This is a genomic window from Serratia sp. BNK-4, assembly GCF_048685115.1.
GTDB lineage: Bacteria > Pseudomonadota > Gammaproteobacteria > Enterobacterales > Enterobacteriaceae > Serratia > Serratia bockelmannii.
Map to the genome: position 1 here is coordinate 3,680,720 of NZ_JBLQTM010000001.1, position 25,668 is coordinate 3,706,387.

The window sequence follows — 25,668 nt, forward strand, 5'->3', positions numbered from 1 at the left end:
TGGATCATCGTTCGTCGCCTCAAAAGAAGACACCCGGAAGAACCGGGTGTCTGGAATACGGGCTGGAGAGTGCGGAACCTTCCGGTTCCGCAACCATCACTTAATTAAGCTTTTTTACCGGCTTTTTTGTGGTGTTTTTTAGCGGCCTGAGCTTTCTGCACTGGCGCTTTTTTGTGGTGTTTTTTAGCAGCCTGGGCTTTCTGAGCTGGTGCTTTTTTGTGGTGCTTTTTAGCGGCCTGAGCTTTCTGGGCTGGCGCTTTTTTGTGGTGCTTAGCTTTCTTGTGATGCGTTGCTTTAGCTGGCGCTTTTTCAGCAGCAGCCGCTGGCGCAGCGGTAGTGGTGGTCGCAGCTGGCGCGGTGGTGGTAGCCGGAGCAGTAGCTGCGGTATCAGCAGCGAAAGCAACAGAAGACAGACCCATAGTGGCAGCAACGATCAGCGCTAATACTTTTTTCATCTTTAAATCCTCAGAGTGTTGTTTCGGTAAGCCCCGGTGGAGCCGTTGAAACAGATACTAGTGGAATCAAACTGCCGCTTCCGTGAGTGATTGGTTTCGCCGAGTAACCAAATGTACAAAGCCCACGCACCGGCAAACACCTGCGTGACGGCGGTTTTTTTCCGTGATCGGCCACACAATTCTCGGCATGGTCTACACTTAAAAGACATGTGTCGAAATGGAGAGCTGAATGTTTAAGAAAGCGGAAAGAACAGAACGCGATATCGATCAGGACGTCACTCTGTTGGCCGATACGCTGGATGAAGTGTTGCGCGAGTCCGGTGACAAGACCAAAGAGGAACTGAAAGAGCTGCACAGCAAGGCGAAAGGCGTGCTGCGCGACGCTCGGGCGCGATTCAACGGCTCCACCAGTCTGACACAGCATGCGCGCGACGCCGTCGATCAAGCCGACAGCTATGTGCGTGACAAACCTTGGCAGGGCGTAGGGATCGGTGCCGCCGTCGGCATCGTGCTCGGCGTGCTGCTGGCCCGGCGTTAACACCCCTGCAGTCATAAAGATAAAACAGATGTGCGTCTGGCCCGCGGAAATCGCGGGCCGTTTAATTTTAGCGAAACAGCTGCGCCAGCCCCTGTACCGCCCGCTCCGCCTCCTCTCGCCGGCTGAAATTGGCGAACCCCAGCAGTAACCCTTGCCCCACCGGATGGTCGATTCGCCAGTCCGACAACGCCTGCACCGCCAGCCCCTGCTGCCAGGCTTGCGCCGCCAACGGCGCATCCGCCAAGCCGTCGCGCAGCCGGGCCAACAGCTGAATACCGCCCTGTTGCGGCACCGTCGTCAGCCACGCCCCCAGCTGTCGCTCCAACGCCTGCGTCAGCCACTCGCGCCGCTGGCGGTACAACGGCCGCATGCGTTTCAGGTGGCGATAGAAATGCCCTTGCCGGATAAAATCCGCCACGCCGGCCTGCAGCAGCGGCGGGCAACCGCAGCCACGCAGCCGGCTGCTGCGCGCGAATGTTTCCGTCAGACCGACGGGCACCACCAGATAAGCCATGCGCAGCGCCGGGAACAGCGTTTTGCTGAAGGTGCCGGCGTACAGCACCCGACCCTGAACATCGAGGCTTTTCAACGGCGGCAGCGGCCGCCCGTGATAGCGAAACTCGCTGTCGTAGTCATCCTCGAGGATCCAGGCCCCGCGCTGCTGCGCCCAGTCGAGCAGCGCCATGCGCCGCGCCAGGCTGAGCGAGACGCCGAGCGGGCTTTGATGGGTCGGCGTCACCACCGCCAGCCGCGCCTCAGGCGCCGTCAGAATACCGGCGGCCACGTCCATGCCCTGTTCATCCACCGGCACGGCGACCGGCCTGACGCCGGCGGCCAGCAGCAGCGGACGCGTGACCGGATAGCCGGGATCTTCGATCCATACCGCGTCGCCGGCATGTAACAGCGTCTCCGTCACCCAGTCCAACAACGCCGGATAACCGGCACAGAGGAAAATTTGCTCCGGCCGACAGCTGATGCCGCGCGACAAATGCAGGTAATGGGCGATCGCCTCACGCAGCTCAGACAGGCCGCCGGCCGGCGGCAGCGCCAGAGAAGCCACCGTGGAACCGCGCAGCTGGCGGGCGACAATGCGCTGCCACAGCGCTCGTGGAAACGCGTCCAGCGCCGGTACCCCCAGCTGGAAAGGCTGCAGCATGCCTTGCGGCTGCAGCGGATCGGCCGCCATTGCCGCCAGCGGTGGCGCAGCGGGGACCGCGCCCGGCGGCATGTGTGGCAGCTGTGGCGAGACATAGGTGCCCGCCTGCCCGCGGCTCTGCAAGAAACCTTCGGCAATAAGTTGCGCGTAGGCGCTTTCCACCGTAGCGCGCGCCACGCCCAGATCGCTCGCCAACCCGCGCACTGAGGGCAACCGGCTGCCTGCCGCCAGGCTGCTCTGGGTAATGGCGTCTTTAATCCGCTGGTAAATCTGCCGGTACAGCGGCTCGGCGAGCCGGCTGTCCAGCCGCAGCGAGGTCAGGAAAGTTGGCATTATGGCCCGGTTAAATAATCATTTTATGGCCCTATAGCATAGACCATAAGGCCGCTAAAGTAGCGGAATGATTTCGTTACTACCGATTGAGGTTGACCATGATTAAGCAACGTTTGAACTATGCCGAGCTGGCGCCCGCCCCGTACAAAAATATGGTGAGCGCGCTGATGGCGCTGGAGAAAGGTGCCCTGGACAAGGCGACCATCGAGTTGATGTTTATGCGCGTTTCGCAGATCAACGGCTGCGCCTACTGCCTGGACATGCACGGCAAAGCGCTGCGTGAAAGCGGCTTCAGTCATGCCAAGCTGGATACGCTGGCGGGCTGGCGCGTCAGCCATGAATTCAGCGAGCGCGAGCGCGTCGCGCTGGAATGGGCCGAGTCGGTGACGCTGATCGCCGCCACCGGCGCGCCGGACAGCGCTTTCGAGGCGCTAAAAGCGCACTTCAGCGATACCGAGATCGCCGATCTGACTTTCGCCATCAGCATCATGAACGCCTTCAATCGTCTGGCCGTCAGCATGCGTCAGTAATGCGCTCGACTCCCCCTCTTCACTGAGAGGGGGAATTTCTCACCCGCAAAAAATTTTTCCCTCGCCTTTTCCAGCCCCGGCGCGGCCTGCGCACCCAACCCCACAAAACACCATATATAGCGTGGTTGATAAAACAAATATCTACATATAGTATTTTATGGGTCAGCCGCAGGGAATGTCGTTCGGTTGATAACGCCGTCAGAAACGCCAGGAACGATGCTCCGTTATCTGACTTGCCCGCCTTTCCTTCAGCCTAAAGGTAAATGCGAATCATGAGCATTATTATTTACAGTAAGCCGGACTGTGTCCAGTGCAACGCCACTTATCGCGCATTTGATAAACAGGGGATTGATTATCAGGTGATCGACCTCACCCAGGATCAGCAGGCGCTGAACCACGTTAAATCCTTAGGTTATCAGCAGGTTCCGGTCATTATCGCCGGTGACGACCACTGGTCCGGTTTCCGGCCGGACAAAATCGGCGCGCTGGCGCTCACCTGCTGAGGCTCGACGATGAATCCGCTGGTCTATTTCTCCAGCAGTTCGGAGAACACCCATCGATTCGTTGAGAAACTGGGCCTGCCGGCGATCCGCATTCCGATCGCCGGCGCCCGCAGCAAATTGCTGATGGAACAACCCTATATCTTGATCGTACCCAGCTATGGCGGCGGCAGCGCCGTCGGCGCGGTGCCGATCCAGGTGATCCGCTTTCTCAACGTTCCGCAAAACCGTTCATACCTGCGCGGCGTCATCGCCGCTGGGAACACCAACTTCGGCGCAGCGTACGGCATCGCCGGCGACATCATCGCCAAAAAATGCCAGGTGCCTTTTTTGTACCGCTTCGAGCTGCTCGGCACGACGCAAGACGTTGAAAACGTTAGACAGGGAGTAACCGCATTTTGGCAACGACAGAACTGACCAGGCCCGAGACGGGCGCGCTGGATTACCATTCGCTCAACGCGATGCTCAATCTTTACGATGCGGAAGGCCGGATCCAGTTCGATAAAGATCGGCTGGCGGCGCGGCACTACTTCCTGCAGCACGTCAACCAAAACACCGTGTTCTTCCATAACCTGGAGGAAAAGCTGCGCTATCTGGTGGAGGAAGGCTACTACGAGCCGCAGGTGCTGGCGCAGTATGAATTCCCGTTTATCAAGCAGCTGTTCCAGCAGGCCTACGCCAAGAAATTCCGCTTCGAGACCTTCCTCGGCGCCTTCAAGTACTACACCAGCTATACGCTCAAAACCTTCGACGGCAAGCGCTATCTGGAACGCTACGAAGACCGGGTGTGCATGGTGGCGCTGACGCTGGCGGCGGGCGACACCGCCCTGGCGCAGGATCTGGTGGAGGAGATGATTTCGGGCCGCTTCCAGCCGGCCACGCCGACTTTCCTCAACTGCGGCAAACGCCAGCGCGGTGAGCTGGTCTCCTGCTTCCTGCTGCGCATCGAAGACAATATGGAATCGATCGGCCGGGCGGTGAACTCCGCGCTGCAGCTGTCGAAACGCGGCGGCGGCGTGGCCTTCATGCTGAGCAATATTCGCGAGGTGGGCGCGCCGATCAAGCGCATCGAGAATCAGTCCTCCGGCGTCATTCCGATCATGAAAATGCTCGAAGACGCCTTCTCCTACGCCAACCAGCTCGGCGCGCGCCAGGGGGCCGGCGCGGTGTATCTCAACGCCCACCACCCTGACATCCTGCGTTTTCTCGACACCAAGCGGGAAAACGCCGACGAGAAGATCCGCATCAAGACGCTGTCGCTGGGGGTAGTGATCCCGGATATTACCTTCGAGCTGGCGAAGAACAACGAAGAGATGTACCTGTTCTCGCCCTACGACGTCGAACGGGTGTATGGCACGCCGCTGTCTGAAATCAGCGTCAGTGAAAAATACCGCGAGATGGTGGACGACAAGCGTATCCGCAAGTCGCGCATCAACGCGCGCGAGTTCTTCCAGGTGCTGGCGGAGATCCAGTTCGAATCCGGTTACCCCTACGTGATGTTCGAGGACACGGTCAACCGGGAGAACCCGATCGCCGGGCGCATCAACATGAGCAACCTGTGTTCGGAGATCCTGCAGGTCAACCGCGCCAGTACGTATCACGAAGATCTGAGCTACGATCGCATCGGCAAGGACATCTCCTGCAACCTCGGCTCGCTGAATATCGCCAAAACCATGGACGCGCCGGACTTCGGCAAGGCGATCGAGACCGCGATCCGCGCGCTGACCGCGGTGGCCGACATGAGCGATATCCGCTCGGTGCCGTCGATCGCCGAGGGCAACCGCAGCGCCCGCGCCATCGGCCTGGGCCAGATGAATCTGCACGGTTACCTGGCGCGCGAGCGCATTTTCTACGGCTCGGAAGAAGGCATCGACTTCACCAACCTCTATTTCTATACCGTGGCCTATCACGCCATCCGCGCCTCGAACCGGCTGGCGATCGAACGCGGCGGCGCGTTCGACGGCTTTGAGCACTCGCGCTATGCCAGCGGCGAGTACTTCGACAAGTACACCGAGCGCGACTGGCTGCCGCAGACTGAGCGGGTGCGCGAGCTGTTCGCCGCCGCCGGCATCGCCATTCCGGGCCGCGACGAGTGGCGCGCGCTGCGCCAGTCGGTGATGATGCACGGGCTCTACAATCAGAACCTACAGGCGGTGCCGCCGACCGGTTCCATCTCGTACATCAACAACGCCACCTCCAGCATCCATCCGATCGTCTCGCGTATCGAGATCCGCAAGGAAGGCAAGATCGGCCGCGTTTACTACCCGGCGCCGTACATGACCAACGACAACCTGGCGTATTACCAGGATGCCTACGAGATTGGCCCGGAAAAAATCATCGATACCTATGCCGCCGCAACGCAGCACGTCGATCAGGGGCTGTCGCTGACGTTGTTCTTCCGCGATACCGCCACCACCCGCGACATCAACCGCGCGCAGATCTACGCCTGGCGCAAAGGCATCAAGACCATTTACTACATCCGCCTGCGCCAGATGGCGCTGGAAGGCACCGAGGTGCAGGGCTGCGTGTCCTGCGCGCTGTGAGGCAACTTATGACGACCGTAACATCGGCGCCGCTGGTGCGCGCCATCAACTGGAACATTATCGAAGACGACAAGGATCTGGAGGTATGGAACCGCCTGACCTCCAACTTCTGGCTGCCGGAGAAGGTGCCGCTGTCCAACGATATCCCGTCCTGGGCCACGCTGACTCCGAAGGAGCAGCAGCTAACCATTCGGGTGTTTACCGGGCTGACGCTGCTGGACACCATCCAGAACACCGTCGGCGCGCCGGCCCTGATCGCCGATGCGCTGACGCCGCACGAAGAGGCGGTGTACTCCAACATCAGCTTTATGGAGGCGGTGCACGCCCGCTCTTACAGCTCAATCTTCTCTACCCTGTGTCAAACGCCGGACGTGGATGACGCCTATCGCTGGAGCGAGGAAAACCGCGCGCTGCAGAAGAAAGCCGGCATCATTCTGGCGCACTACCGCAGCGACGATCCGCTGCTGAAAAAGGTCGCCAGCGTGTTCCTCGAGTCGTTCCTGTTCTATTCGGGCTTTTACCTGCCGATGTACTGGTCCAGCCGCGCCAAGCTGACCAACACCGCCGATCTGATCCGCCTGATCATTCGCGACGAGGCGGTGCACGGCTACTATATCGGCTATAAGTTCCAGAAAGGGCTGGAGAAAGTGGACGCCGCACGGCGCCAACAGGTGAAAAATTTCGCCTTCGATCTGATGCAGGACCTGTACGACAACGAGGTGCGCTACACCGAGGAGCTGTACGACGGCGTCGGCTGGACGGAAGACGTGAAGACCTTCCTGCACTACAACGCCAACAAGGCGCTGATGAACCTGGGGTATGAAGCGCTGTTCCCACCGGCGATGGCGGAGGTCAACCCGGCGATCCTGTCGGCGCTGTCGCCAAACGCCGACGAAAACCACGACTTCTTCTCCGGGTCAGGGTCGTCCTACGTCATCGGCAAGGCGGTCAACACCGAGGATGAGGACTGGGACTTCTGAGAACATGACAGCGATACCGGTCTTTCAGGCCGGTATCGTGCATTCAATACCCTTGTTCTTTCTGACTACGGATCGCCAGAACAAACGCCGTATCGATATCAGGGATATATTTGTAGAGCGCCAAATAACCGCGAACTTGCTGCCCAATAATCAATTCACGCAGCCCTGAGCCAAGGGCTCGTCCGATCAATGGATTATGTTCCAATACCGCAATCGCCTGGATGATTTCCTGAATGCGCCGCCCTGGATCCACGGCACCATACTGAGCCAAATGAGCGAGAATACGTTCGATATCATCCCTGACCTCTGGCGCCAACTCGACGTTTGCCATCAGCGCCCCAATTTTTTTACCGGAGGTTTAACAGCGTCAGTGTTACCGGCTGCGTAATTTTCCAAATAACCGCGCATCTCTTTCCAAGAGACCGTCTCTCCCGTCGCAATTATCTTGGCATAGCGTTTTTCCGCTTCATTCTCAAAGTCGCGGCGCAACTCTTCTTGCTGCGTTTTCTCCGCTATTGCCTGCAAAATAAAGCTGTGAGACGTCACGCCAGCCTGCTCGGCGACAGCGGTGACTCGGGCTTTAAGCTCATCTGGAATACGGATGGTCGTCGTCGACATAATCGCTCCCAACGTCGGTCAATCACATGTAGCTCAATTGTGCTACATGAAGTCTGACAGCGCAATAATGCAGAGGATTATTTCACCGATTGACGCAGCTCAAGCTGCCGCCAAATAGCGAGTTTCTCCGCGTCGCTGGCGGTCGGCCAGGCGGCGATTTCCGCCCGCGTGCGCCGGCATCCCCGGCACTGCTGGGTTTCGTCGTCGATGCGGCACAGGCTGACGCAGGGCGATCTCACGCCGTGCTGGAATTGCTGATTGTCGCCCGCCATACGCTGCCCTTGATGTGATGAGTTCCGCCACAGGATACCCGATCCTGCGGCGGCGCGTCGTCAATCAGATGATGCCGCCGTTGGCGCGCAGGGTTTGGCCGTTGATCCAGCCGCCGTCAGCCCCGGCAAGGAACGCCACCGCCGCGGCAATATCTTCCGGCGTGCCCAGGCGCTCCAGCGGCGCCATCTTCGCCAGCCGCTCGATAAGCTCCGGGGTTTTACCGTCGAGGAACAAGCCGGTGGCGGTCGGCCCCGGCGCGACAGCGTTCACCGTGATATTGCGGCCGCGCAGCTCTTTCGCCAGCACGCTGGTCAGCGCTTCGATCGCCGCCTTACTGGCGGCATACATACCGTAACCCGGCTGCAGCAACCCCACCACGCTGGAAGAGAAGTTGATGATGCGGCCGTTGTCGCGCAGGCGCTTCGCCGCCTCGCGCATCGCATTGAAGCTGCCTTTCAGGTTGATGTCGAGCAGGCGATCCACGTCTTCATCATGCATGTCCGCCACCGGCGCTAGCGCGATCACCCCGGCGTTATTGACCAGAACGTCGACGCCGCCAAACGCCTGTTCGGCGCTGTCGAACAGCTGGGCAACCGCAGCCGCATCGCTGACGTCGGCCTTGATGCTCAAGGCGCGGCCGCCGCGCTGTTCTATCTTGCCCACCAGCTCATAGGCCGGCGCCGGGTTGCCCGAATAGTTGATGATGACGGCAAAGCCATCGGCGGCCAGGCGCTCGGCGATGGCGGCGCCGATACCGCGCGATGCGCCGGTGACGATGGCGACGGAGGGAGTTTTCTGATTCATCGGGAGATCCTTAAAGAAAACGACGAGGGTAACGTTAATCATGCACTCTTTATCACGGCGAATAAGCCCCGATTCTCTGGCATCATCATCCCAAATTATCGAACAATGTCCCCAAGGCGCTTACGATGGCCGCCCGTTGGGCGGCCATCTCCCTTACAGCGCGCCGTAGTTCAATGGCACCCAGGTGTAACCGTCGCCCTGGCGGTTCAGATACCCCAACCCCGGGAACGACAGGTGTGCGCCCCCCACCAGCTCGCTCTGCCGCGCGCTGTCGCCAAATATCCGCAGCCGCTGAGCGACCGCCGCCTTGGCGTCATTATCAAAGCTGATAGCCACCTTCGGATGCGGCAACTGCACCGCTGCCACGTGGATAAGATCCCCCAACAGCAACAGCTTCTGGCCCTGGCTGGCCACCTGATACACGCTGTGTCCCGGCGTATGGCCGTGGGCGGCAAAGGCGGCAATGCCCGGGGAAAGCTCACCGTCGCCGCTGAACGGCTTAAAGTGGCCGGCCGCCTGATACGGCTTGATCGCCGCCTGAGCCCGTTCGAAGTTGCTTTTACTGCCCGCGCTAGCCTGTTTCAGTTTGTCCGCGCTTAGCCAGAAGTCCGCGTCCTGGCTGGCGGCGCGCACCACCGCATTGGGGAATACCGCCTTGCCGTCGTGCGTCAGGCCGCCGAGATGGTCCGGGTGCATGTGGGTCAGGTAGATCTCATCCACCTGCTCCGGCTGGTAACCCGCCGCGCGCAGGTTATCCACCAGCTTGCCCAGGCCGTCGCCCAGCAGTTGGCCGGCGCCGCTGTCGATCATCACCAGCTTATCGCCGGTATTGATCAGATAGGCATTGACCGAGGTGACCACCGGCAGGCTTTGATGCCGCTCGGCCAACCCGGCGGCGATCTGCTGCGGCGTGGTGTTTAGCAACAGCTTGTCCGCCGGCAAACGAATGATGCCGTCGGACAACGCGGTCACTTCAAAACTGCCCAGCATGATGCGATAAAATCCCGGCGTCGGGGTTTTAGCCTGCGGCGCGGCGGCCCCGGCCTGTAATGACATAACGGCCAGCGCCGCGCCCAGCAGACAACGTTTCCAGAACATGATGACTCCTTGCGAGAATTGAACAGCGCTAAGTATTGACGCAAAAATCCCGATGCGCCTGTTTAATAAATGCCTTTGATAAATATATGAACAATATATTTATTGTGAATAATTTTGTTTGCCGACTCACACAACCCCAATCAATATTTTCTCGCTCGCCACTTCGTTATTTTTCTTACTCCCTAAACCACGAGTGAGGAAATATCATGAACTACCAATTCGAAAACCTGGTCTTTGAAGGCGGCGGCGTAAAAGGCATCGCCTATGGCGGCGCGCTGGAATTGCTGGAAGCCAAAGGCATCATGCCGCAGATCAAGCAAACCTCCGGCGCCTCGGCGGGCGCCATCGCCGCGCTGCTGGTCGGCCTGGGCTGCAGCTCGGCGGACGTCACCAAAATTCTGTCGGCGATGGATTTTAAAAAATTCCTCGATTATAACGGCGGCTTTTTCGGTACGCTCCAGGATGCCTACCGCCTGTTTAATCAATACGGCATCGCGCCCGGCGATTATTTCTATCAATGGTCACGCGATATTATCAAGCAATATACCGGCAACCCGGATATCACCTTCGAGCAGTTCGAAGCGATGAAGGCGGCGAAAGGGTTCAAGTCGATTTACTTTATCGGCGCCAACCTCAACAGCGGCCAGCGAGAGGTTTATTCTCACCGTACCACGCCGCGCATGAAAGTGGCGGACGGCCTGCGCATTTCGATGTCGTTCCCGTTCGCCTTCGTGGCGAAGAACAATACCCTGGGCGACCTGTGCATCGATGGCGGCATGATCGACAACTACCCGGTGCGGCTGTTCGACTATGACTTCTCCGCCACGCCGCCTTACATCGACGCCTCCAGCCAACGCATCAACACCCGCACCCTGGGCCTTCGCCTCGACTCCGCCGGCGAAATCGCCCAGGCCGCCGGTCAGGCCGGCCCGCGCACGCCGGTCAACAACCTGTTTGATTTCACCCTGGCGGTGGCCAACGTGATGCTGGACATCCAAACCAAGGTGCATCTGGACAGCGATGACTGGAAGCGCACCGTGTATGTCGATACGCTCGACGTCGGCACGCTGGAGTTCGGCATCAGCGAGGAGAAGAAACGCGCGCTGATCGAATCCGGCCGTCGCGGCGTAGAGCGCTACTTCGCGTGGTATGACGCTGCCATGAAACAGGCAGCGTAACCGGTATTATCCCTGCCCGCGCGTACGGCCGGCGCGCGGGCAAAAAAAATCCCCGCGGGGGCGGGGAAAGGCAAAGTAACGCTAAGGATTTATAGGAGTTATACGAAGAACTTGGCTAATACCAGCAGCGACAGCGAGACGTTGATAGCGCCGCCGATACGGGTTGCGATCTGGGCGAACGGCATCAGCGACATGCGGTTACCGGCGGTGAGGATCGCGACGTCGCCGGTGCCGCCCTGCCCGCTCTGGCAGCAGGAGACAATCGCCACGTCGATAGGATGCATGCCGATTTTCTTGCCGACGAAGAAACCGGTCGCCACCAGCGCGCTGACGGTGGTGACGATCACGATCAGATTCTGTACGGTGAACGCGTCCACCAGCTCCTGCCACGGCGTGATAGCCACCCCGACCGCGAACAGGATCGGATAAGTCACGGCGGTGCGGAAGAATTTGTACACCACCTGCGAGCCTTCCTGAATGCGTGGCGATACCCCGTGCGCCAGCTTCACCGCCACGGCGGCGAACAGCATGCCCACCGGCGCCGGCAGGCCGATCAGACGGTGCAGCAGCATGCCCACCATATACAGCAGAATGGCCAACAGCGCGCCGCAGGCGATGGTGCTGACGTCCACCTTGCCGCTGATTTTTTCCACCGCGCTCATGTCGCTGTCGCCCTGCTTGCTCGGCATCAGGCTGCCTTCGCCGGTCAGGTGCGGATAACGCTTGCCCAGCTGGTTAAGCAGGCCGGCGATGACGATAGCGGTCAGGCTGCCGAGCATCACGATAGGCAGAATGCGCCCCAGCGCCACGCCCTGTTCCATGTGTAGGATCGCCGCGTAGCCCATCGACAGCGGGATCGCCCCTTCACCTACGCCGCCGGCCATGATCGGCAGGATCAGGAAGAAGAAGATCTGGAACGGTTCCAGGCCCAGCGCCATGCCAACGCCCATCCCCACCAGCATGCCGACGATCTCGCCGCACAGCATGGGGATGAAGATGCGCAGGAAGCCCTGGATCAGCACCTGGCGGTTCATGCTCATGATGCTGCCGACGATGATGCAGCAGATGTAGAGATAAAGAATGTTGGTCGATTTGTAGAACTTGGTGGTCGATTCCACCACCACGTCCGGCAACAGGCCATAGTGCACCAGCGCGGAAGGAATGAAGGTGGCGCAGATTGCCGCCGCGCCCATTTTGCCGATCAGCGGCAGGCGCTTGCCGAATTCGCCGCAGGCGAAGCCGAAGAACGCCAGGGTGGCCACCATCACCACGATATCGCTCGGCAACTTGCCTTCCAGGCAGTCGAGCAGAATCAATACGCCGGCCAGAATAAAGAACGGTAACGGAATAATCCCTACTTTATAATTGTCCAGTATCCGCCACCATTTCTCACGCAGAGGAATATCAGCGGTCTTGTCTTTGGCTACGAGGTAAGAATCATCTGTTGTGCTCATAATCTGGCCTCTTATTAGTTTGTTCAGCCATCATAGAGAAGCGCACGGATTATCTGCTGTGATTATGTTCAAAGTTAAAAAGGGTTTTTAATGGTGGTTATGGTTTCTATGGGGTTAATTAAGATTATGTAAAAACCAAAGCGGTTTTAATGGTGTTAATACCGTTTTTATTTTAAAACTTATTAATTTTATCGCAGGCGAACAATCCTCGTCCGGTTCACTCTAATCCCGTGTGAGGGATCACAAGTTGATCGAGCGCAATATTACAGACCCCGCTTATCGTGATAGGGTAAGGCTTCAGGATCTCTTTACGGTGAAGCTCCACCATGCGCCTCAAACTCTCATTTCAAATCAAACTGTTTCTGTGCCTGGTGGCCTTCTCCTGCCTGCTGCTGACCTGTATCGGCGCCTATACCTATTACCAGTTGGATGCGCAACTGCACCGCGATCTCGGCGCCCGCGCCCAGGTGCAGGCACGGGAAATCGCCCTTATCCCTTCGCTGGTGGACGCGGTGGAAAACAACGACGCCGCCAGGATCGCTGCGTTGATGAAAAAAATCCGCGCCAGCAGCGACGCCAGCTATATCGTCATCGGCGATAATCATGCCCGCCATCTTTATCATTCCGAATACGAAGGCCGCCTGGGCACACCGATGATCGGCGGCGATAATAAAGAGGTGCTGGAAGGGAAAAGCATTATTTCCATTCGCAAGGGCGGCATCGGCGTATCATTACGCAGCAAGGCGCCGATCCTGGATGAAAATAATCAGGTGATCGGCATCGTTTCCGTCGGTTATTTGAAATCGCATATCGATAATTTAAATGCCAGGACGTTGACGCAAATTATCGGCTCTATCGTGCTGCTGCTGATTGCCCTGTTCGTTTTTTCCTGGCTGCTGTCGAAAAATCTCAAGCGCCAGATGTTCTGGCTGGAACCGAAAGAGATCGCGCTGCTGGTGCGCCAGCAAAAAGCGCTGCTGGAAGCCATTTATGAGGGCGTGATCGCCATCGATCCGCAATTGCGGATCATCACCATCAACCATGCGGCGCGCGAGCTATTGGATCTACACCAGCCCGCCGCCAGCTTGCTGGGCCGACCAATCGGCGACGTGATCCAGGCGCAGCCGAACTTCTTCGCCGCCGCGCAACTGGGCCTGGATACGCACGACGAGGTGTGCCGCTTCAACCACGTGCGGGTGATCGCCAGCCGGGTGCGCATCATGCAGGAGCAGGAGCTGCAAGGCTGGGTGATCAGCTTCCGCGACAAGAACGACATCAATACCCTGAGCAGCCAGCTCAGCCAGGTGAAACGCTATGCCGACAACCTGCGCATCATGCGCCACGAGCAGCTGAACTGGACCGCCACGCTGGCCGGGCTGTTGCATATGCAGCGCTACGACGAGGCTATTCGCTATGTGGAAGCCCAGTCGGAGGGCGCGCAGGAGATCCTCGATTTCATCTCGCAGCGCTTCAGTTCGGCGGCGCTGTGCGGCCTGCTGCTGGGCAAATATTCCAGCGCCAGAGAAAAAGGCATCGAGCTGCGCTTCGATCCGGCCTGCCAGCTGCGGCAGATCCCGGCGGCGCTGAATGAGACCGAACTGATGTCGATCGTCGGCAACCTGCTGGATAATGCGGTGGAGGCGACGCTGCACCGCCCGGCGCCGCACGATGCGATCGAACTCTATATCAGCGATGGCAGCGACGAGCTGGTGATCGAGGTGGCGGATCGCGGTACCGGCATCGCTGAGGAGATTCGTGATACGCTGTTTGAACAGGGCGTCACCACCAAAGCGGATAAAAGCGACCACGGCATCGGCCTGCATCTGGTCGCCAGCCACGTGGCGCAGGCGCATGGCAGCATAGAAGTGTCGGACAACGAGCCGCACGGCGCGATATTCTCTATATTTATCCCTAAATAAAACCCATAACCCGATTTTTTGAGCACCCGATTATGTCACACCAAGCACTGGACGTTCTGATCGTGGAAGACGAGCCGCAACTGGCGACGCTGCACGCGGAGTTCATCGAGAAAAATTTCAACCTGCGGGTGGTGGCTTACGCCGCTACGCTGGCCGAAGCGCGAGCCAAAGCCAACGCGCACCAGCCGCGCCTGATCCTGCTGGATAACTTTCTGCCGGACGGTCAGGGCATCGAGCTGATGGAAGAGCCGGCGGTGAAGAACCCCGCCTGTTCGGTGATCTTCATCACCGCCGCCAGCGACATGCATACCTGCAGCCAAGCGATCCGCAACGGCGCCTTCGACTACATCATCAAGCCGGTGTCCTACAAGCGGCTGCGCAATTCGCTCGAACGTTTCATGCAGTTCGTACAGACCCAGCGTACCTTCAAGATCATCGATCAGGATAACGTCGATGCGCTGTACAACCTGCAGTCGAAGCAGTTCTCCAGCGAGCCGAGCGCCAAAGGCATCGAAACCAATACCCTTGAGCTGGTGCAGGCGCTGTTTATCGCCCAGCCGACGGTAGCGCATGCGGTGGAAGACGTGGTTGAGCAGGCCGGCATCAGCAAGACCACCGCCCGGCGTTATCTGGAATATTGCGTCGCCACCCAGTTCGTGCGGGTAGAGATGTTGTACGGCAATATCGGCCATCCGCGGCGGCTGTACCGCAAGGCCTGAGGCTGCCATCTGGCTGTCATATTACGGCGATAACATAGCGCTCGACGATATCCCCCTCGATATCGGCACCTGTCGTTAAAACTGATGAAATACTGATGACTTTTTACCCGGCCTCTGGTCGGGTTTTTTATTATCCGAACGGCAGGCGCGGCGCCCAAATATTTCTCTGCACCACACCGTATTATTTCCCCAAAAACCAAACCATTATGGCGAATAACGGCCGTCAATTTTGAGTCACGGGCCAAATTACCATAACTAATTAAAACCTTGATGTAAACCACTAATATCCCATTTAAATGACATTGAGGGTTGTCTCAGATATTCACTGTGTTAGGGTAAAAAGCTCTTTTATTTTGCTAAGGACAGCCCATAACGCGTTAATTAAACCAGAGGAAACAGCAAATTGCATGGCAATTAAACTCGAAGTAAAGAACCTGTATAAGATATTTGGCGAACACCCGGAACGCGCATTCAAACTGCTGGATAAAGGTCTGACAAAAGATCGGCTGTTTGAAAAAACCGGCTTATCGCTCGGCGTAAAAGACGCCACTCTGGCCATTGAAGAAGGCGAGATATTTGTCATCATGGGGCTCTCCGGTTCCGGCAAGTCCACCCTGGTACGCCTTCTCAATCGTCTGATAGAACCCACCCGCGGCCAGGTGCTGATCGACGGTGAGGACATCGCCAAAATATCCGACACCGCGCTGCGCACCGTGCGGCGAAATAAGATCAGCATGGTATTTCAATCATTCGCGCTGATGCCGCACATGAATGTCCTGAATAATACTGCCTTTGGTATGGAATTAGCCGGCATACCATTGCAGGAACGTCAGGAAAAAGCGCTGGATGCCCTGCGTCAGGTCGGGCTGGAGAATTATGCGCTGTCTTATCCGGATGAATTATCCGGCGGTATGCGCCAGCGCGTAGGATTAGCCCGCGCCATGGCCAATAACCCGGATATATTATTGATGGACGAGGCCTTCTCGGCGCTCGATCCGTTAATTCGCACCGAAATGCAGGATGAGCTGGTGAAATTACAGGCCCAGCATCAGCGCACCATCGTGTTTATTTCCCACGATCTGGACGAGGCGATGCGTATCGGCGATCGCATCGCCATCATGCAGGGCGGTGAGGTGATCCAGGTCGGCACACCGGACGAGATCCTGAACAACCCGGCCAACGACTATGTGCGCACCTTCTTCCGCGGCGTGGACATCAGTCACGTGTTCAGCGCCAAGGATATCGCCCAACGGCGCCCGGTGACGCTGATCCGCAAAACCCCCGGCTTTGGCCCCCGATCGGCGCTGCAGCTGCTGCGCGATGAGGACCGTGATTATGGTTATGTTGTTGAACGCGGGAAGAAATTTATTGGCGTGGTGTCGATAGAGTCGCTGAAAAAGGCGCTGTCCGCCAATCAAACGCTGGACGATGCCCTGCTCGAGGCCCCTGCCGCCGTGCCGGCCGATACGCCGCTCAGCGATCTGATTTCCCTGGTCGCCCAGGCGCCCTGCGCGGTGCCGGTGGTGAGCGAAGAACATAACTATCTCGGCATCATCTCCAAGGCCATGCTGCTGCAGGCGTTGGACAAGGAGGGCTCAACCAATGAGTGATACCACGCAAACCCAAGATCCCTGGGCTACCGCACCGGCAGATGCCGGCGCCGCACCCGCTCACGATGCCGGCGCCAACGCCGGCGACGCCTGGTCCAGCGCGCCGCCGCCGGCCGCTCATGACGCCGCCGGACAAGGCGCAGATTGGCTCAGCAGCGCCCCGGCGCAGCCTGAACACTTCAGCCTGCTCGACCCGTTCCATAAGGCCTGGGTGCCGTTCGACTCCTGGGTCACGCAAGGCATCGACTGGCTGGTGCTGCACTTCCGCCCACTGTTCCAGGGCATTCGCGTGCCGGTGGATATGATCTTGAGTGGCTTCCAGCAATTGCTGCTGGGCATGCCGGCGCCGATCGCCATTCTGGTGTTCTCGCTGCTCGCCTGGCAGGTCTCGGGCCTCGGCATGGGCGCCGCCACGCTGCTCTCCCTGGTCGCCATCGGCGCCATCGGCGCCTGGTCGCAGGCGATGGTTACGCTGGCGTTGGTGCTGACCGCGCTGTTCTTCTGCATTCTTATCGGCCTGCCGCTCGGCATCTGGCTGGCGCGCAGCAAGCACGCCGCCAAGGTGATAAGGCCGCTGCTCGACGCGATGCAAACCACCCCGGCCTTCGTTTACCTGGTGCCGATCGTCATGCTGTTCGGCATCGGCAACGTGCCGGGCGTGGTGGTCACCATTATCTTCGCGCTGCCGCCGATTGTGCGCCTGACCATTTTGGGCATCAAGCAGGTGCCGGAAGATCTGATCGAGGCCGCCGAATCCTTCGGCGCCAGCCCGCGGCAGCTGCTGTTCAAGGTGCAGCTGCCGCTGGCGATGCCGACCATCATGGCCGGCGTGAACCAGACGCTGATGTTGGCGCTGTCGATGGTCGTCATTGCCTCGATGATCGCGGTCGGCGGTCTGGGGCAGATGGTGCTGCGCGGCATCGGCCGGTTGGACATGGGCCTGGCCGCCGTCGGCGGGGTCGGCATCGTGATCCTGGCGATCATTCTCGATCGCCTCACCCAATCGCTGGGGCGCGATCGCCGCAGCAAGGGCATCGGCCGCTGGTATCGCCGCGGCCCCATCGGGCTACTGACTCGCCCGTTCATCAAACAGGCCTGACGCTTTTCCCGCCGGCGGCTGCGGCCCCGGCGGGCTATGACACCACCACATCGAAAGAGGGGAAACACTATGCGCACCACGGGCATCTGGGCTCTCGCCCTGACGACGCTGATTGGCTCACAGAGCGCCATCGCGGCAGACTTACCCGGCAAGGGGATCGCGGTACAGCCGGTGCAAAGCACCATTTCCGAAGAGACGTTCCAGACGCTGCTGGTCAGCAAGGCGCTGGAGAAATTGGGTTACGACGTGAAGGAACCGCGTGAAGTGGATTACAACGTCGCCTACACCTCCATTGCCTCCGGCGATGCGACCTTTATCGCGGTCAACTGGGACCCGCTGCACGCCGATCAGTACAAGGCCGCCGGCGGCGACGCCAAGTTCTACCGCGAAGGCGTCTACGTCAACGGCGCCGCGCAGGGTTACCTGATCGACAAGAAAACCGCCGAGCAGTATCACATCACCAACGTCGAACAGCTCAAGGATCCCAAGATCGCCAAGCTGTTCGACACCAACGGCGACGGCAAGGCCGATCTGACTGGCTGCACCCCGGGTTGGGGCTGCGAAGCGGTGATCAACCACCACATCAAGGCCTATGGCCTGAGCAACACCGTCGAGCATAACCAGGGCAACTACGCGGCGATGATCGCCGACACCATCACCCGCTACAAAGAGGGCAAACCGGTGCTGTATTACACCTGGACGCCGTACTGGGTCAGCGATGTGATGGTGCCGGGCCGCGACGTGGTCTGGCTGCAGGTGCCGTTCTCCTCGCTGCCGGGCGAGCAGAAGAACGTCGACACCAAGCTGCCTAACGGCGCCAACTACGGCTTCCCGGTCAACACCATGCGCATCGCCGCCAACAAGCAGTGGGCCGAAGCCAATCCGGCGGCCGCCAAGCTGTTCGCCATCATGAAGCTGCCGATCGCCGACATCAACGCGCAAAACCTGCGCATGCATGAAGGCCAGGCTTCGGAAGCCGATATCCAGAACCACGTTAACGGCTGGATCAAAGCGCACCAGGCGACCTTCGACGGCTGGGTGAAAACCGCCGCCGAAGCGGCGAAGTCGTAACCGTTCAGGGGCGCCGCCTTTGCCGCGCCCCTACCCCGCCATATCGATGCCGCTGAACTGTAAAAAACGTGCGGCGGCGTTCGACAAAGGCTGCGGCCAGATGCAATACACCTGGCGCCGCGGCCCGTCTTCAATCGGAATCGACACCAGCGCACTTAAGCGTTGCGCGGTCGAGACAGGTACGATACCCGCCGCCAATCCGCGCCGCACCAGATTTTCCAGCCATTCGATATGATCGATTTCAAAACTGACGTGCCGGCGGATACCCGCCGCCTGGAAGGCGCGATCGGTTTGGCGTCGCGCACCGGTGCCGCTGTAGAAATCCACCAGCGGCACTTCCGCGAGCGCCTGCAGATTCACCCGCTCGCGGTTGGCCAGCGGGTGCTGCGGCGCCACCAGCGCCACCAGTGGCTCATCGGTCAACTGCCGGTGCGACATCGGCAGTAAATCGACATCGCCGGGCCAGATGCCGACGAACGCCATATCGCACTTCTGCTGACGCACATCCTCCAGCAGGGCTTCGCTCATGCCAACGTACAGGCGGATGTTCACCGCCGGATAGTGGCGATGAAACTTGTCGAGCTTTTCGGTCAGATCAATCGCGTTTATGGTTGAAATTGTGCCGATGGTCAGGGTGCCGGACACCGCATCGCCGGCGGCGGTCACCTCTTCCACCAGCGCCTGCTGCGCCGCCAATAGGCGCTGCGCCGACGGAATGAAAGCCTGGCCGGCGGGGGTCAACCGCACCCGGCGCGAGGTGCGTTCAAACAGCGTACAGCCCAGCTCTTCTTCCAGTTTTGCGATCTGGTGGCTGAGCGCCGACTGCACCGTATGGCAGCGCTGCGCCGCCCGGGTGAAACTCTGTTCTTCCGCCACCGCCAGCGCATAGCGGATCTGTTTCAGGTTCATGGCATCTATCTTAAAATGAGATAAATCAAATGAAAATTATACATTGGTTTCCGCAGACGCGTTGCCGGATACTGCGCGCTATCTTCTTCCCGTGATGAAAAAATCATGAATCCACAAAACGCCTATCCGGGCCTCAGCCCGGCGCTGACCGTGCTGATTGCCATCGCCACCGGCCTGGCGGTCGCCAGCAACTATTACGCGCAACCGCTGCTGGAAACCATCGCCACCAGTTTCAACCTGTCGGTCAACCAGGCCGGCTTTATCGTCACCGCCGCGCAGCTCGGTTACGCCACCGGCCTGCTGCTGCTGGTGCCGCTCGGCGATATGTTCGAACGCCGCGGCCTGATCGTGTTCATGACGCTGCTGGCCGCCGGGGGCATGCTGATCACCGCCACTTCCGCCACGCTGCCGATGATGATCCTCGGCACCGCGCTCACCGGGCTGTTCTCGGTAGTGGCGCAGATCCTGGTGCCGCTGGCCGCCACGCTGGCCCACCCGGAAAAGCGCGGCAAGACCGTTGGCATCATCATGAGCGGCCTGCTGCTCGGCATCCTGCTGGCGCGAACCGTCGCGGGCGCGCTGGCGTCGTTCGGCGGCTGGCGCACCATCTACTGGGTCGCCAGCGTGCTGATGATCCTGATGGCGCTGATCCTGTGGCGCGCGCTGCCGCGCTATAAGCAACACTCCGGGCTGAACTACCCACAGCTGCTGGCCTCGATCTTCAGCCTGTTCTGCCGCACGCCGCTGCTGCGCACCCGCGCCATCCTCGGCGCCCTGTCGTTCGCCAACTTCAGCGTGCTCTGGACCTCAATGGCCTTTCTGCTCGCCGCGCCGCCGTTCAACTATTCCGAGGGGGTGATCGGGCTGTTCGGCCTGGTGGGCGCCGCCGGGGCGCTGGCCGCTTCGCGCGCCGGGCATCTGGCGGACAAAGGTAAAGCCGGGTTGACCACCACCGTCGGCCTGGTGTTGTTACTGCTGTCCTGGATCCCTATCGCGTTAGCCAAACAGTCGCTATGGGCGCTGATCGCCGGCATTCTGATCCTCGATCTGGCGGTGCAGGCGGTGCACGTCACCAACCAGAGCGTGATGTACCGCATCATGCCGGACGCGCGCAACCGCCTGACAGCCGGCTACATGACCAGCTACTTTATCGGCGGCGCGCTCGGTTCTCTGCTCTCCGCCTCGGCCTATCAGCATGCCGGCTGGTACGGCGTGGCCGCCGCCGGCGGGGTGTTATGCCTGCTCAACCTGCTGACCTGGTGGCTCGGCAAGCACCACGATCCGCAAGGGCCAGCGACAATCTGATTATCGTGCAAATAGTCACTAAAGAAATTTATTAGCGGTGCAGGGTATAAACATTACTTACTCTCTGGTAATGTTCTGGGCATAAACTATTGAAGTCCTATCTACCCTGCGATCCACAACCATGCAAAGCCAAGCTGCAGACAGCCTCAATCCGCCCGCCGTCAGCGCCACCTTCGCCAACGGCGTCGTCGACAGTTTGCCGATCGTCATCGGGTATGTCCCGGTGGCGTTCGCCTTCGGCCTCAGCGCCGTCAAACTGGGCTTTTCCCCACTGGAAAGCCTTTTCTTCTCCTGCATCATCTACGCCGGCGCCAGCCAGTTCGTGATCACCGCCCTGCTGAGCGCCGGCATGTCGCTGTGGGTCTCCGCGTTGACGGTGATGGCGATGGACGTGCGCCACCTGCTGTACGGCCCGGCGCTGCGTCACCGTATCGTCTCGCGCATGTCGCCCGGTAAAACGGCAATGTGGGCTTTTGGTCTGACCGATGAGGTCTTCGCCGCCGCCACCGCCAAGCTGATGCGCAATAACCGCAGCTGGAGCGAAAACTGGATGCTGGGCATCGCGCTCTGTTCCTGGCTTTCCTGGGTAGCCGGCACCGCGCTCGGCGCGCTGTTCGGCAACGGCCCGCTGGAGCAGTTCCCGGTGATCGAGGCCTCGCTGGCCTTCATGCTGCCGGCGCTATTTCTCAGTTTCCTGCTGGCCGCTTTCCGGCGCCCGCAGAGCCTGACCATCGCTGCCTCATTGGCCGGTGCGCTGCTCGGCGTGGTGCTGTTCTCCATCCCGGTTGCCATTTTGGCCGGCATCGGCGCCGGTTGCGTCGCCGCTCTGTTCCAACCTGCCCCTGCGGAGGCCAGCCATGAACACTGATGTGCTGGTGATCGGCCTGGTGGTGGGTTGCGCCAATTACTTGTTCCGTTATCTGCCGCTGCGGCTGGCGCCGGCGCGCGCCCAGCCCGGCCTCAAACGCGGTAAAGCCGCCCTGCTACTCGACAGCATTGGCATCGCCTCGATCTGCGCCCTGCTGGTGGTCTCCAGCACGCCGGTGGTGATGCGCGAACCGGACAAGCTGCTGCCGACGTTGGCGGGGTTCGCCGCGCTGGCGCTGTGCTTCTACCGCAGTAAAAGCATCATTCTGTCGACGCTGCTCGGCGCGACGGCCTTTGGCGTCACATTAAAGCTGTTAATGCTTTTCGGTCCAGGCTGACGCCGCGCCGAACGTTTGGCTTCGCTTTGGCGTTTTCATGCGCCACATCTTTACAAACTCTGACAAATGACACGAATTGCTAAATTATCCGCACGGCTGAACATTTACATTATTAGTCACCGTCGTTACTATCTCGAACGAAATTAATGAGGCCCTAAATTATGGAAAGCTCGTTTGCCCCCATAGAACAAATGCTGAATTTCCGCGCCACCCGGCAGAAAGATTTCCCGTATCAGGAAATCCTGCTGACCCGCCTGTGCATGCACATGCAAGGCAAGTTGCTGGAAAATCGCAACAAGATGCTGAAGGCGCAGGGGATTAACGAAACACTGTTTATGGCGCTGATTACCCTGGATGCGCAGGAGAGCCACAGCATCCAACCTTCTGAGCTAAGCTCTGCCTTAGGCTCCTCGCGCACCAATGCGACCCGCATCGCCGACGAGCTGGAGAAACGCGGTTGGATCGAGCGCCGTGAAAGCGATAACGATCGCCGCTGCCTGCATCTGCATCTGACGCCGCAGGGGGAAGAATTTCTCAGTCAACTGCTGCCGCCGCAGCACCAATGTCTGCATTTCCTGTGGTCCACGCTGACCGACGATGAGCAAAAACAGCTGGAACAGCTGACGCGCAAATTGCTGGCACGTCTGGATCAAATGGAAATCACAGAACAGTTATCCTAATTCACAATTTCTGTTCAGGTACCTATTATGCGATCCCCATTTAACTGGAGATTCACCCCGCTGTTCGCCGTATTGCTGCTGGCCGGGTGTGCTTCTACCGATAATATTGCCCCGCAATCCACGCTGATGGATCCGCAGAGCCTGCAGTTGGCTCAGCCGAAAGTCAGTTCGCTGGCCGTCAGCCCGCAGTGGTGGCGCGCCCTCAAGGATCCGCAGTTGGATGCCCTGATGACGCAGACGCTGCAAAACTCGCCGACCCTGCGTCAAGCCGCCGCCCGCGTGCGCGAAGCGCAGAGCGTGGTGGGCGAAGCCAACGCCGCCAACGGGCCGAACCTGGATCTGAACGCCAGCACCCAGCGTCAACGCGTGCCGCAAAACGTCAATATGGGGTTGGGGTATCCGCATAAGCCGATCTATTCAAGCTCCAACTCCCTGGGGTTGAACCTGGCGTACGAATTCGACTGGTGGGGTAAATACCGCAACCAGGTGAACGCCGCCAAAGCGCAAGTGAACGCTGCGCGCGCCGAGCAGGAACAGGCGGCGCTGACGCTGACCAGTTCGGTGGCGTCCGCCTACTACCAGCTGCAAAGCAATCTGGCGCTCGAGAAGCTGCTGCAGCAGGAAGTGAACAACAATGAACGCCTGACCGCGCTGCGCCAACAGCGCTATCAGGCCGGGCTGACCGGCGTCGACGTGCCGCAACAAACCCAGGCGCAGTCCGACGTCGCTAAACAGCAGATTCTGCAGCTGCAGTCGCAAATCGAACAGCTCAGACACCAGCTCGCCGCGCTGGCGGGCCAAGGGCCGAACGCCATGCAGCACCTGCGTCAGGTGCCGTTGCCCGCAGACAACCTGATGGCACCGCAGGGCGAGCTGACGGCGGATCTGCTGGGCAAACGCCCGGACATCGCCGCGCAACGCCAGCTGGTGGAGTCTTACAGCCAGCGCGTCAGCGCCGCGCGTAAGGAGTTTTACCCCAGCCTGACCATTTCAGCCTTCGCCGGCCTGATGACCACCAACACCAGTGGCACCAGCCCGAATCTGTTTGAAGCGGCCAGCCAGGCCTGGAACGTGATGCCGGCGATTTCGCTGCCGATCTTCCACGCCGGGGCGCTGCGCAGCAAGCTGGGCGAGGAATCCGCGCTGTATGACGAAGCGGTGGAATCCTATAACCAAACCATCCTGAATGCGGTACAGGAAACCGCCGACGCCATCACCATCCAGCAGAGTTCTGCGCAACAGCAGCTGCAGGCGGCGTCCGCGGCCCAGTCGATGCAACAGGTGTATCAGGTCGCTAACGCCCGTTACCAGGCAGGGATTATCGGGCGCGACGATCTGTTGACCAGCCAGACGCAGCTATTGCAGCAGCAACAGGCGGAGTTAAATGCCAGCAGCAACTTACTGCAGGCGAAGATAGGACTGATCCGTGCGCTGGGCGGTGGCTATCAGGCCCCGGCCGCAGCGGATTCGAAAGCATAATAATATAAGGCTTGGAGAACACCATGAGCGCGAGCGCGGAAATCCAAAACCCGCAGCAGCCGAGCGGCAAAAAGAAGCAGCGTAAATTTTGGCTGCTGTTGCTGACGGTTATTTTCATTGTTATAGGGGTGGCTTACTTAGTGTATTGGTTCCTGGTGCTGCGTCATCATCAGGAAACCGACGACGCCTACGTCTCCGGCAACCAGGTGCAGATCATGGCCCAGGTGTCCGGTAGCGTGAACAGCGTCAATTTCGACAACACCGACTACGTCAAGCAGGGCGACGTACTGCTGACGCTCGATCCGACCGATGCCGAGCAGGCGTTTGAACGCGCCAAAACCGGCCTGGCCAACAGCGTGCGTCAGACCCACCAGCTGATCATCAACAGCAAGCAGTATCAGGCCAACATCGCCCTGCGCAAGACCGATCTGAGCAAGGCCGAGAACGATCTGAAACGCCGCGTGGTGCTGGGCAGCGTTGACGCCATCGGCCGCGAAGAGCTGCAACACGCTCGCGATGCGGTCGACAGCGCCAAGGCCGCGCTGGAAGTGGCGGTGCAGCAATACAACGCCAACCAGGCGATGGTACTGAATACCCCGCTGGAACAGCAGCCGGCAATCCAACAGGCCGCCGCGCAGATGCGCGATGCCTGGCTGGCGCTGCAGCGTACCAAAGTGATCAGCCCCATTACCGGTTATGTCTCGCGCCGCAGCGTGCAGGTCGGCGCGCAGATCGCCGCCGGTTCGCCGCTGATGGCGGTGGTGCCGGCCGATCACATCTGGGTTGACGCCAACTTCAAGGAAACCCAGATCGCCAACATGCGCATCGGCCAGCCGGCAACGGTAGTCAGCGACGTCTACGGTGACGACGTGGTGTATCAAGGCAAAGTGGTCGGTATCGACATGGGCACCGGCAGCGCCTTCTCGCTGCTGCCGGCCCAGAACGCCACCGGCAACTGGATCAAGGTGGTGCAACGTCTGCCGGTGCGTATTGAGCTCGACGCCAAGCAGGTGGCCGATCATCCGCTGCGCATCGGTCTTTCGACGCTGGTGACCGTCGACACCGCCAATCTGGACGGCCGCGTGCTGTCTGACGTGGTGCGCGACAAACCGCTGTACCAGAGCGACGCGCTGGCGTTGAATCTGGCGCCGGTTAACCAGCTGATCGCCGACGTGATCCATGCGAACGCCGGCTAAGCGCGCGGGAGGCCAT

The 25,668-nt window shown here is 59.7% G+C and carries 27 protein-coding genes; 18 read left to right on the plus strand and 9 right to left on the minus strand.

Translation table 11 applies throughout. From position 1 onward, the window contains the following. Window positions 1-104: 104 nt before the first annotated feature. Window positions 105-455, minus strand: coding sequence for an acid resistance repetitive basic protein Asr (asr, locus tag ACMGGW_RS17660; RefSeq protein WP_004928953.1), 351 nt, complete (start codon window positions 453-455; stop codon window positions 105-107). Between the two features lie 229 nt (window positions 456-684). Here asr and ACMGGW_RS17665 point away from each other — a divergent pair, with 229 nt between their 5' ends. Further along, window positions 685-993, plus strand: a complete 309-nt coding sequence (locus ACMGGW_RS17665) for a DUF883 family protein (RefSeq protein WP_004928950.1) — start codon at window positions 685-687, stop codon at window positions 991-993. Between the two features lie 67 nt (window positions 994-1,060). Here the strand turns inward: ACMGGW_RS17665 and ACMGGW_RS17670 are convergent, their stop codons facing one another. Beyond that, window positions 1,061-2,485 carry a PLP-dependent aminotransferase family protein gene (locus tag ACMGGW_RS17670; RefSeq protein ID WP_049296138.1) on the minus strand — a complete coding sequence of 475 codons (1,425 nt, stop codon included), beginning with the start codon at window positions 2,483-2,485 and terminating at the stop codon, window positions 1,061-1,063. A 95-nt stretch (window positions 2,486-2,580) separates the two neighbouring features. Between ACMGGW_RS17670 and ACMGGW_RS17675 the strand changes: the two genes are divergently transcribed. From ACMGGW_RS17675 to nrdF, 5 genes are all read left to right on the plus strand, one after another. After that, complete coding sequence (locus tag ACMGGW_RS17675) at window positions 2,581-3,012, plus strand: carboxymuconolactone decarboxylase family protein (protein WP_141967042.1); 432 nt, start codon at window positions 2,581-2,583, stop codon at window positions 3,010-3,012. 272 nt (window positions 3,013-3,284) lie between these two features. Next, window positions 3,285-3,515: a glutaredoxin-like protein NrdH gene (nrdH, locus tag ACMGGW_RS17680; RefSeq protein ID WP_004928934.1), complete on the plus strand. Its 231-nt coding sequence runs from the start codon at window positions 3,285-3,287 to the stop codon at window positions 3,513-3,515. A 9-nt stretch (window positions 3,516-3,524) separates the two neighbouring features. Further along, window positions 3,525-3,929, plus strand: coding sequence for a class Ib ribonucleoside-diphosphate reductase assembly flavoprotein NrdI (gene nrdI / locus ACMGGW_RS17685; RefSeq protein ID WP_004928930.1), 405 nt, complete (start codon window positions 3,525-3,527; stop codon window positions 3,927-3,929). Further along, window positions 3,911-6,055, plus strand: a complete 2,145-nt coding sequence (gene nrdE, locus ACMGGW_RS17690) for a class 1b ribonucleoside-diphosphate reductase subunit alpha (protein WP_071845116.1) — start codon at window positions 3,911-3,913, stop codon at window positions 6,053-6,055. The genes nrdI and nrdE overlap by 19 nt, the downstream gene beginning before the upstream one ends. An 8-nt stretch (window positions 6,056-6,063) precedes the next feature. Beyond that, entirely contained in the window at window positions 6,064-7,035 is a 972-nt protein-coding gene (gene nrdF / locus ACMGGW_RS17695; protein ID WP_033639549.1) for a class 1b ribonucleoside-diphosphate reductase subunit beta, read from the plus strand. Window positions 7,036-7,078: 43 nt separating this feature from the next. On the opposite strand, the gene ACMGGW_RS17700 is transcribed toward nrdF, so the two are convergent. From ACMGGW_RS17700 to ACMGGW_RS17720, 5 genes are all read right to left on the minus strand, one after another. Continuing rightward, a complete protein-coding gene (locus ACMGGW_RS17700) occupies window positions 7,079-7,366 on the minus strand; it encodes a type II toxin-antitoxin system RelE/ParE family toxin (RefSeq protein ID WP_043138388.1) in 288 nt (95 codons plus the stop codon). Further along, window positions 7,366-7,653 (minus strand): CopG family ribbon-helix-helix protein, encoded by a 288-nt coding sequence (locus ACMGGW_RS17705; RefSeq protein WP_049205214.1) that lies wholly within the window; start codon window positions 7,651-7,653, stop codon window positions 7,366-7,368. Before ACMGGW_RS17705 ends, ACMGGW_RS17700 begins: the two co-directional genes overlap by 1 nt. A 77-nt stretch (window positions 7,654-7,730) precedes the next feature. Next, window positions 7,731-7,925, minus strand: coding sequence for a DUF1289 domain-containing protein (locus ACMGGW_RS17710; protein ID WP_127146532.1), 195 nt, complete (start codon window positions 7,923-7,925; stop codon window positions 7,731-7,733). Window positions 7,926-7,989: 64 nt separating this feature from the next. Beyond that, window positions 7,990-8,730: an SDR family oxidoreductase gene (locus ACMGGW_RS17715; protein ID WP_049205218.1), complete on the minus strand. Its 741-nt coding sequence runs from the start codon at window positions 8,728-8,730 to the stop codon at window positions 7,990-7,992. A 153-nt stretch (window positions 8,731-8,883) separates the two neighbouring features. After that, the gene (locus ACMGGW_RS17720; protein ID WP_197832408.1) at window positions 8,884-9,828 is read right to left on the minus strand and encodes an MBL fold metallo-hydrolase; all 945 of its coding nucleotides are present in this window, start codon (window positions 9,826-9,828) and stop codon (window positions 8,884-8,886) included. A gap of 206 nt (window positions 9,829-10,034) precedes the next feature. Between ACMGGW_RS17720 and ACMGGW_RS17725 the strand changes: the two genes are divergently transcribed. Beyond that, the gene (locus ACMGGW_RS17725) at window positions 10,035-11,006 is read left to right on the plus strand and encodes a patatin-like phospholipase family protein (RefSeq protein ID WP_060448130.1); all 972 of its coding nucleotides are present in this window, start codon (window positions 10,035-10,037) and stop codon (window positions 11,004-11,006) included. Window positions 11,007-11,104: 98 nt separating this feature from the next. Here ACMGGW_RS17725 and ACMGGW_RS17730 read toward each other — a convergent pair whose 3' ends face one another. After that, window positions 11,105-12,460 (minus strand): 2-hydroxycarboxylate transporter family protein, encoded by a 1,356-nt coding sequence (locus ACMGGW_RS17730; RefSeq protein WP_049205223.1) that lies wholly within the window; start codon window positions 12,458-12,460, stop codon window positions 11,105-11,107. A gap of 326 nt (window positions 12,461-12,786) precedes the next feature. Between ACMGGW_RS17730 and ACMGGW_RS17735 the strand changes: the two genes are divergently transcribed. From ACMGGW_RS17735 to proX, 5 genes are all read left to right on the plus strand, one after another. Continuing rightward, a complete protein-coding gene (locus tag ACMGGW_RS17735) occupies window positions 12,787-14,379 on the plus strand; it encodes an ATP-binding protein (protein WP_197759332.1) in 1,593 nt (530 codons plus the stop codon). 32 nt (window positions 14,380-14,411) lie between these two features. Next, window positions 14,412-15,098 carry a response regulator gene (locus ACMGGW_RS17740; RefSeq protein ID WP_049209597.1) on the plus strand — a complete coding sequence of 229 codons (687 nt, stop codon included), beginning with the start codon at window positions 14,412-14,414 and terminating at the stop codon, window positions 15,096-15,098. A gap of 407 nt (window positions 15,099-15,505) precedes the next feature. Then, window positions 15,506-16,708: a glycine betaine/L-proline ABC transporter ATP-binding protein ProV gene (proV, locus tag ACMGGW_RS17745; RefSeq protein WP_016929846.1), complete on the plus strand. Its 1,203-nt coding sequence runs from the start codon at window positions 15,506-15,508 to the stop codon at window positions 16,706-16,708. Beyond that, a complete protein-coding gene (proW, locus tag ACMGGW_RS17750) occupies window positions 16,701-17,807 on the plus strand; it encodes a glycine betaine/L-proline ABC transporter permease ProW (protein WP_025303997.1) in 1,107 nt (368 codons plus the stop codon). The genes proV and proW overlap by 8 nt, the downstream gene beginning before the upstream one ends. Before the next feature lie 69 nt (window positions 17,808-17,876). Next, on the plus strand, window positions 17,877-18,878 hold the full coding sequence (proX, locus tag ACMGGW_RS17755) for a glycine betaine/L-proline ABC transporter substrate-binding protein ProX (RefSeq protein ID WP_025303998.1): 1,002 nt from the start codon (window positions 17,877-17,879) through the stop codon (window positions 18,876-18,878). Between the two features lie 30 nt (window positions 18,879-18,908). Here proX and ACMGGW_RS17760 read toward each other — a convergent pair whose 3' ends face one another. Then, on the minus strand, window positions 18,909-19,787 hold the full coding sequence (locus ACMGGW_RS17760; protein ID WP_016929849.1) for a LysR family transcriptional regulator: 879 nt from the start codon (window positions 19,785-19,787) through the stop codon (window positions 18,909-18,911). A 105-nt stretch (window positions 19,788-19,892) separates the two neighbouring features. On the opposite strand from ACMGGW_RS17760, the gene ACMGGW_RS17765 reads away from it, so the two are divergent. The 6 genes from ACMGGW_RS17765 to emrA all read left to right on the plus strand — a co-directional run bounded on the left by ACMGGW_RS17765 (window position 19,893) and on the right by emrA (window position 25,652). Next, complete coding sequence (locus ACMGGW_RS17765) at window positions 19,893-21,092, plus strand: MFS transporter (RefSeq protein ID WP_197832407.1); 1,200 nt, start codon at window positions 19,893-19,895, stop codon at window positions 21,090-21,092. Window positions 21,093-21,213: 121 nt separating this feature from the next. Continuing rightward, a complete protein-coding gene (locus tag ACMGGW_RS17770) occupies window positions 21,214-21,960 on the plus strand; it encodes an AzlC family ABC transporter permease (protein WP_025304000.1) in 747 nt (248 codons plus the stop codon). Next, window positions 21,950-22,297: an L-valine transporter subunit YgaH gene (gene ygaH / locus ACMGGW_RS17775; protein ID WP_025304001.1), complete on the plus strand. Its 348-nt coding sequence runs from the start codon at window positions 21,950-21,952 to the stop codon at window positions 22,295-22,297. The genes ACMGGW_RS17770 and ygaH overlap by 11 nt, the downstream gene beginning before the upstream one ends. 161 nt (window positions 22,298-22,458) lie before the next feature. Beyond that, a complete protein-coding gene (gene mprA / locus ACMGGW_RS17780; protein WP_025160249.1) occupies window positions 22,459-22,977 on the plus strand; it encodes a transcriptional repressor MprA in 519 nt (172 codons plus the stop codon). A 27-nt stretch (window positions 22,978-23,004) separates the two neighbouring features. After that, complete coding sequence (locus tag ACMGGW_RS17785) at window positions 23,005-24,456, plus strand: efflux transporter outer membrane subunit (RefSeq protein WP_025304002.1); 1,452 nt, start codon at window positions 23,005-23,007, stop codon at window positions 24,454-24,456. A 23-nt stretch (window positions 24,457-24,479) separates the two neighbouring features. Beyond that, window positions 24,480-25,652: a multidrug efflux MFS transporter periplasmic adaptor subunit EmrA gene (gene emrA, locus ACMGGW_RS17790; RefSeq protein ID WP_043143796.1), complete on the plus strand. Its 1,173-nt coding sequence runs from the start codon at window positions 24,480-24,482 to the stop codon at window positions 25,650-25,652. The last annotated feature ends 16 nt before the right edge of the window (window positions 25,653-25,668 follow it).

Bases quoted from the DNA above. Each gene is read 5' to 3' on its own strand.
- asr (WP_004928953.1), bottom strand. From the start codon at position 455: ATGAAAAAAGTATTAGCGCTGATCGTTGCTGCCACTATGGGTCTGTCT.
- ACMGGW_RS17665 (WP_004928950.1), top strand. From the start codon at position 685: ATGTTTAAGAAAGCGGAAAGAACAGAACGCGATATCGATCAGGACGTC.
- ACMGGW_RS17675 (WP_141967042.1), top strand. From the start codon at position 2,581: ATGATTAAGCAACGTTTGAACTATGCCGAGCTGGCGCCCGCCCCGTAC.
- nrdH (WP_004928934.1), top strand. From the start codon at position 3,285: ATGAGCATTATTATTTACAGTAAGCCGGACTGTGTCCAGTGCAACGCC.
- nrdI (WP_004928930.1), top strand. From the start codon at position 3,525: ATGAATCCGCTGGTCTATTTCTCCAGCAGTTCGGAGAACACCCATCGA.
- nrdF (WP_033639549.1), top strand. From the start codon at position 6,064: ATGACGACCGTAACATCGGCGCCGCTGGTGCGCGCCATCAACTGGAAC.
- ACMGGW_RS17700 (WP_043138388.1), bottom strand. From the start codon at position 7,366: ATGGCAAACGTCGAGTTGGCGCCAGAGGTCAGGGATGATATCGAACGT.
- ACMGGW_RS17705 (WP_049205214.1), bottom strand. From the start codon at position 7,653: ATGTCGACGACGACCATCCGTATTCCAGATGAGCTTAAAGCCCGAGTC.
- ACMGGW_RS17710 (WP_127146532.1), bottom strand. From the start codon at position 7,925: ATGGCGGGCGACAATCAGCAATTCCAGCACGGCGTGAGATCGCCCTGC.
- ACMGGW_RS17715 (WP_049205218.1), bottom strand. From the start codon at position 8,730: ATGAATCAGAAAACTCCCTCCGTCGCCATCGTCACCGGCGCATCGCGC.
- ACMGGW_RS17720 (WP_197832408.1), bottom strand. From the start codon at position 9,828: ATGTTCTGGAAACGTTGTCTGCTGGGCGCGGCGCTGGCCGTTATGTCA.
- ACMGGW_RS17725 (WP_060448130.1), top strand. From the start codon at position 10,035: ATGAACTACCAATTCGAAAACCTGGTCTTTGAAGGCGGCGGCGTAAAA.
- ACMGGW_RS17730 (WP_049205223.1), bottom strand. From the start codon at position 12,460: ATGAGCACAACAGATGATTCTTACCTCGTAGCCAAAGACAAGACCGCT.
- ACMGGW_RS17735 (WP_197759332.1), top strand. From the start codon at position 12,787: ATGCGCCTCAAACTCTCATTTCAAATCAAACTGTTTCTGTGCCTGGTG.
- ACMGGW_RS17740 (WP_049209597.1), top strand. From the start codon at position 14,412: ATGTCACACCAAGCACTGGACGTTCTGATCGTGGAAGACGAGCCGCAA.
- proV (WP_016929846.1), top strand. From the start codon at position 15,506: ATGGCAATTAAACTCGAAGTAAAGAACCTGTATAAGATATTTGGCGAA.
- proW (WP_025303997.1), top strand. From the start codon at position 16,701: ATGAGTGATACCACGCAAACCCAAGATCCCTGGGCTACCGCACCGGCA.
- proX (WP_025303998.1), top strand. From the start codon at position 17,877: ATGCGCACCACGGGCATCTGGGCTCTCGCCCTGACGACGCTGATTGGC.
- ACMGGW_RS17760 (WP_016929849.1), bottom strand. From the start codon at position 19,787: ATGAACCTGAAACAGATCCGCTATGCGCTGGCGGTGGCGGAAGAACAG.
- ACMGGW_RS17765 (WP_197832407.1), top strand. From the start codon at position 19,893: ATGAATCCACAAAACGCCTATCCGGGCCTCAGCCCGGCGCTGACCGTG.
- ACMGGW_RS17770 (WP_025304000.1), top strand. From the start codon at position 21,214: ATGCAAAGCCAAGCTGCAGACAGCCTCAATCCGCCCGCCGTCAGCGCC.
- ygaH (WP_025304001.1), top strand. From the start codon at position 21,950: ATGAACACTGATGTGCTGGTGATCGGCCTGGTGGTGGGTTGCGCCAAT.
- mprA (WP_025160249.1), top strand. From the start codon at position 22,459: ATGGAAAGCTCGTTTGCCCCCATAGAACAAATGCTGAATTTCCGCGCC.
- ACMGGW_RS17785 (WP_025304002.1), top strand. From the start codon at position 23,005: ATGCGATCCCCATTTAACTGGAGATTCACCCCGCTGTTCGCCGTATTG.
- emrA (WP_043143796.1), top strand. From the start codon at position 24,480: ATGAGCGCGAGCGCGGAAATCCAAAACCCGCAGCAGCCGAGCGGCAAA.